Raw genomic sequence first — 4,848 nt, 5'->3', positions numbered from 1 at the left:
GGGCGCGCCGGCAGTCCGGGCGCGCGGGCGCCGACGGCTGGGCGGCGATCGCCGCGGACGCCGGCTACTACGACCAGGCCCACCTGATCCGCGACCTACCGGGGCGAGTGGAAGCGGCACTGGATCCACCTGAGCACGCCGCTCATCGTGATCGTGCTGGCCACCTTCATCCTCGGCTACCTCTCCGGCTTCCTGTTCCGGCAGGAGGCCACCGGCATGACCACGGCCGCGATCCTGGTCTGGGTCGCCATTTTCGGCTGGGTCGCGTGGAAGGTCGGCGACTGGTATTTCGACCGCTTCATCCTGACCAACAAGCGAGTCATGGTGGTCAGCGGCATCATCACCCGCCGGGTCGCGATGATGCCTTTGCTGCGGGTCACCGACATGAAATACGAACAGTCCCCATTGGGCCGCGCACTCAACTACGGCACGTTCGTGCTCGAGTCCGCGGGCCAGGAGCAGGCTCTCCGCGAGATCAAGCACCTGCCGAACCCCAACGAGCTCTACCTCCGGGTCGTCGAGGAGATGTACGAGCCGCAGGCGGTCGAGGCCCGGCTCGGCAAGGACGCCGACGAGGCGCGCGCCGACGACGGCGCATAACGACAACCGCCGATAAGCTGCAGCGCAGCAACCGTTCGCCCGTAGACCTCCCCGCTTCGCGTGTGACAGTCTTCACCCACGCGCGACCCAAGGGAGGGCGTCCGGTGACGGACAGGCAGTCGGTCGAAGACGACTTCCGCGAGTTCGTCGCCGCCCGTTCGCCCGCCCTCCTGCGCACCGCCTACCTGCTCACGGGTGACTGGGCCACGGCCGAAGACCTGCTGCAGACGGCGCTCACCAAGATCTACCTCGCCTGGCGGCGGCTGGGTGAGATCGAGGCGGTCGAGCCGTACGCCCGCCGGGTCCTGGTCAACACGTCCATCAGCTGGTGGCGCCGCCGCTGGCACGGCGAACGACCGACCGAGGTCCTCCCCGAGCCCGCGGTCGCCGACCGGGTCGACGAGCAGCTCGAACGCGACGCGCTCTGGCGGCATGTGCAGTCCCTGCCGGCCCGGCAGCGAGCCGTGCTCGTGCTCCGCTTCTACGAGGACCTGTCCGAGGCGCAGACCGCCGCGATCCTCGACATCTCCACCGGCACCGTGAAGAGCCAGACCTCCCGGGCGCTGAGCACGCTGCGCGGGCGGCTCGGTGCCGAGCGCGCCGCCGAGCAGGCCCGCGTCGACGAGCTGGCCGCACAGGCGGCCCGGCCGCGGATCCCGCGCCAGGCGCCGACGCCGGCACCCGCCCCACCGCCCAGGCCGGTGCGCGCCGCCGCTCCCCGCGTTCCCGCCCCGGCGGGAGGAGTTGAGGGGCGCTGATGCTCGAGGAAAGACTGCGCCGCGCCTTCCGCGACCGGGTCGAGCTGACCCCGGCCGGCACCGACCGCGCCGATCAGATCATCCACCGCACCCGGCGCACCCAGCGGCTGCGCAAGGCGGGGGTCTCCCTCGCCTCGGTGCTGGCGTTCGCGATGCTGATCGGCGGCGTGCTCGGCTGGCAGGTGCTCCGCACACCGCGCACCGGCTACGACAGCTCGGTCTTCTCGGCCGACCCGACGGCGCTGCCGAGGCCCCTGGTGACCGCGTCGATCGACCCGAACGACGTGGCCAGCCTCGGCATCGACCTGCGCATCGGCGATCTGCTGTGGACCACCGACGGCCGCCGGCTCGACCTGGGCGCCAACGGCGACGTCGAGCGGGCCTACCGGGTGCCGGCGGGCTGGATCTACAGCACGAACAGCGGCGTCTTCCTGCAGCCCGTCGACGGCGACCCGATGCAGGTCGCCCCGGAGGAGAGCCGCTGGACGGTCAGCGAGGACGGGCGCCGGATCGCGGTGATGGTCGACGGCCAACTGACCGTGGCGGAGCTCAGCCGCGAGGGTGCGCAGCGGCGGGGCGTGATCAACGTGCCGGCCGACTCCGCGCCGACCGCGTTGCTGGGCGACCGGGTGCTGGTCTCGGGCAGCGCCGCCGCGGGGCCGCGCGGCTTCGAGTTCGTCACGGTCACCGGCCGCTCCGGCGTGGCCAACCCCGCGTGGAACGCGACCGTCTCCAGCGTGTTCGGCACGCGCAGCGACTCGGCCGTCGGGCTGGCCAAGGCGGCGGGACAGCAGCTCTGCCTCGCGGCGCTGCACCCCGAAGGGCCGACGAAGACGATGGCGGTCAAGACGACCAAGATCTGCGGGTTCGAGCACTCCGGCGAGGACCTCACGCACACGCTCTCGCCGGACGGCGGCTGGCTGGCCGACCCGGACGGCGACCAGCTGTCGCTGCTGAGCGTCGACAACGCGCTGGCCGACACGCGCTCGACGAAGGCCTGCGCGGCGACCGGCGTGGGCGCGCCCGTCTGGCTCGACGCCCGCACGGTGGTCGCACCGTACGACGGCGGTGTGGTCCGCTGCCAGACCGACGGGGTGCGCAAGCTGCTCCGGGTGCCCGTGTCGGCCGGCACGAGCTGGGCTCTGGTGCCCAGGTTGGGGCCGCTCGACCGGTAGCGTCGCGGCGATGGACACGCGCATCGACCTGCACGCCCACTCGACCGCGAGCGACGGCACGCTCAGCCCGGCCCAGCTGATGGCGGCGGCCGCCGACGCCGGGCTGGACGTCGTCGCGATCACCGACCACGACACGACGGCCGGCTGGGCCGCCGCGGCCGAGGCCCGTCCGCCGGGCCTGACCCTCGTGCGCGGTGCGGAGCTGTCCTGCCGCTGGTCGGGCGCCGACCGGCCGATCTCGCTGCACCTGCTGGCGTACCTCTTCGACCCCGCCGCGCCCGACCTGGTGGCCACACTGGCCGAGGTGCGGTCCGCGCGCGCCGTGCGCGCGGAGCGGATGGTCGCGCTGCTGCGGGCCGACGGTTACGACGTGAGCTGGGCCGACGTGCTGGGCTATGCGGCCGGCGGGACGGTGGGGCGGCCGCACGTCGCCCAGGCGTTGATCGCCGCGGGGCTGGTCCCCTCGACGGCCGCGGCGTTCGCGCCCGAGTGGCTGGGGCGGCGCTACCGCGTACCCAAGACCGAGATCGACGTCTTCGAGGCGGTCCGGCTGATCCGGTCCGCGGGCGGGGTGACGGTGTTCGCGCACCCACGGGCGACCCGGCGGGGCCGGATCGTGCCCGACGAGCTGATCGTGTCGCTGGCGGCGGCCGGGCTCTTCGGCCTGGAAGCCGACCACACGGACCACACGCCGGAGGAGCGGGCGCACGTGCGGGCCCTCGCGGACTCGCTCGACCTCGCGGTGACCGGATCATCCGATTTTCACGGTACGCACAAGACTGTCGCGTTGGGTGCGGAGCTCACCGCGCCCGCGGTGTACGAGCGCCTGGTCGCGGCGACGTCCGGAGTGACGACCGCCCTTGGCTGACCTGAGAGTCGCTCGCATACCGTGATCGCGTGGATCTGAAGATGTTCGGCGAGGTACTCGTCACGCTCTTGGTGATCATGGACCCGCCGGGCATGGTTCCGATCTTCGTCGCGATGACCGGCACGATGGCCGACCGCGACCGGCACAAGGCCGCCTGGCAGGCGGTGTGCCTGGCCCTCGGCGTGATCGTGCTGTTCGGGGTGGCCGGCCAGAACCTGCTCGAGTACCTGCACGTGGACCTGCCGGCGCTGCAGGGCGCCGGCGGCCTCCTGCTCATCATGATCGCCCTGGAGCTGCTGACCGGGAAGACCGACGACCCGACGGCGCACTCGACCTCGAACATCGCGCTGGTGCCGCTGGGCACGCCGCTGCTGGCCGGCCCGGGCGCGATCGTGGCGACGATGCTGTTCGTCCAGCGCTCCTCCGGCGCGGGCGACTACCTGGCCGTCTATGTGGGCATCGTGGTCGCGATGCTGGCGGTCTGGCTGGTGCTGCGCTACAGCGGCATCGTCGTCAAGGTGCTCCGCCCGGGCGGCATCGAGGTGCTGACCCGGATCGCCGGCCTGCTGCTGGCCGCGATCGCCGTCCAGCTGATCGCGGACGCGGTGTTCGCGTTCGTCGACAGCTACCGGGCGGGGTGAGGCGACGGGGTTGTCGTACCCGTCTGGGAGGATTCTCCCGTGCGCAGGTCGACGTCCTCATCCACGGGCGGCCGGGCGCCGGCGCCCCGCGCCGAGCAGCTCGGCTTCGCCGGCATGCCCGAGCGGCTGTTCGTCTGCACGCCGAGCAAGCTGGGCACCTACGCCGACTGCCCGCGGCGCTACCGCTACTCCTACGTCGACCGCCCGTCCCCGCCCAAGGGCCCGCCGTGGGCGCACAACTCGCTGGGCGCGAGTGTGCACACGGCCCTGCGGGGCTGGTTCGCGCTCCCCGCCGAGCGCCGCACCCGGGAGGCGCTGCCGGCGCTGCTCAAGGGCACCTGGGTCCGCGAGGGCTACCGCGACGACGAGCAGGAGCGCACGGCCTACCGGCGCGCGCTCGACTGGCTGGAGGGCTATGTGGCGGGCCTCGACCCCGCCGCCGAGCCGGTCGGCGTGGAGCGGGTGGTCGCGGTGAAGACCGCGGTGCTGGCCTTCAACGGCCGCGCCGACCGCATCGACGCCCGCGGTGACGAGCTGGCGATCGTCGACTACAAGACGGGCCGCACCGGTCTCGACAGCGACGACGCCCGCGGGTCGCAGGCGCTGGCGCTCTACGCCTATGCCGCCGAGCGCGTCTTCCGGCGCCCGTGCCGGCGGGTTGAGCTGCACCACCTGCCGTCGGGCACGGTCGCGGCGCACGACCACACCGAGGCGTCCTTGGCGCGCCAGGTCGCCCGGGCCGAGGACACGGCCCGCGACATCGTCGACGCGGAGAAGGCGGTGTCCGCCGGGGCCGACCCCGACGA

5 protein-coding genes and 1 pseudogene are annotated in these 4,848 nt (G+C 73.1%); all 6 read left to right on the top strand.

The features are described 5' to 3' along the window. Positions 1-96: 96 nt before the first annotated feature. Positions 97-600, top strand: a pseudogene (locus AB0H87_RS38105) (PH domain-containing protein); the annotation flags it as partial. A 104-nt stretch (positions 601-704) separates the two neighbouring features. Then, complete coding sequence (locus tag AB0H87_RS38100; RefSeq protein WP_360157455.1) at positions 705-1,358, top strand: SigE family RNA polymerase sigma factor; 654 nt, start codon at positions 705-707, stop codon at positions 1,356-1,358. Beyond that, a complete protein-coding gene (locus tag AB0H87_RS38095) occupies positions 1,358-2,533 on the top strand; it encodes a hypothetical protein (protein WP_360157452.1) in 1,176 nt (391 codons plus the stop codon). The genes AB0H87_RS38100 and AB0H87_RS38095 overlap by 1 nt, the downstream gene beginning before the upstream one ends. 10 nt (positions 2,534-2,543) lie before the next feature. Next, a complete protein-coding gene (locus AB0H87_RS38090; protein ID WP_360157449.1) occupies positions 2,544-3,401 on the top strand; it encodes a PHP domain-containing protein in 858 nt (285 codons plus the stop codon). 29 nt (positions 3,402-3,430) lie between these two features. After that, positions 3,431-4,042: a MarC family protein gene (locus tag AB0H87_RS38085; RefSeq protein WP_360157446.1), complete on the top strand. Its 612-nt coding sequence runs from the start codon at positions 3,431-3,433 to the stop codon at positions 4,040-4,042. Between the two features lie 114 nt (positions 4,043-4,156). Continuing rightward, positions 4,157-4,848: PD-(D/E)XK nuclease family protein (locus AB0H87_RS38080; protein WP_360157458.1), on the top strand; the 692-nt coding region annotated here is incomplete at its 3' end.

Source organism: Asanoa sp. NPDC050611 (assembly GCF_040654855.1).
GTDB lineage: Bacteria > Actinomycetota > Actinomycetes > Mycobacteriales > Micromonosporaceae > Asanoa.
The sequence above is the reverse complement of the archived record's forward strand: the minus strand, read 5'-3'. Positions and strand labels throughout refer to the sequence as shown.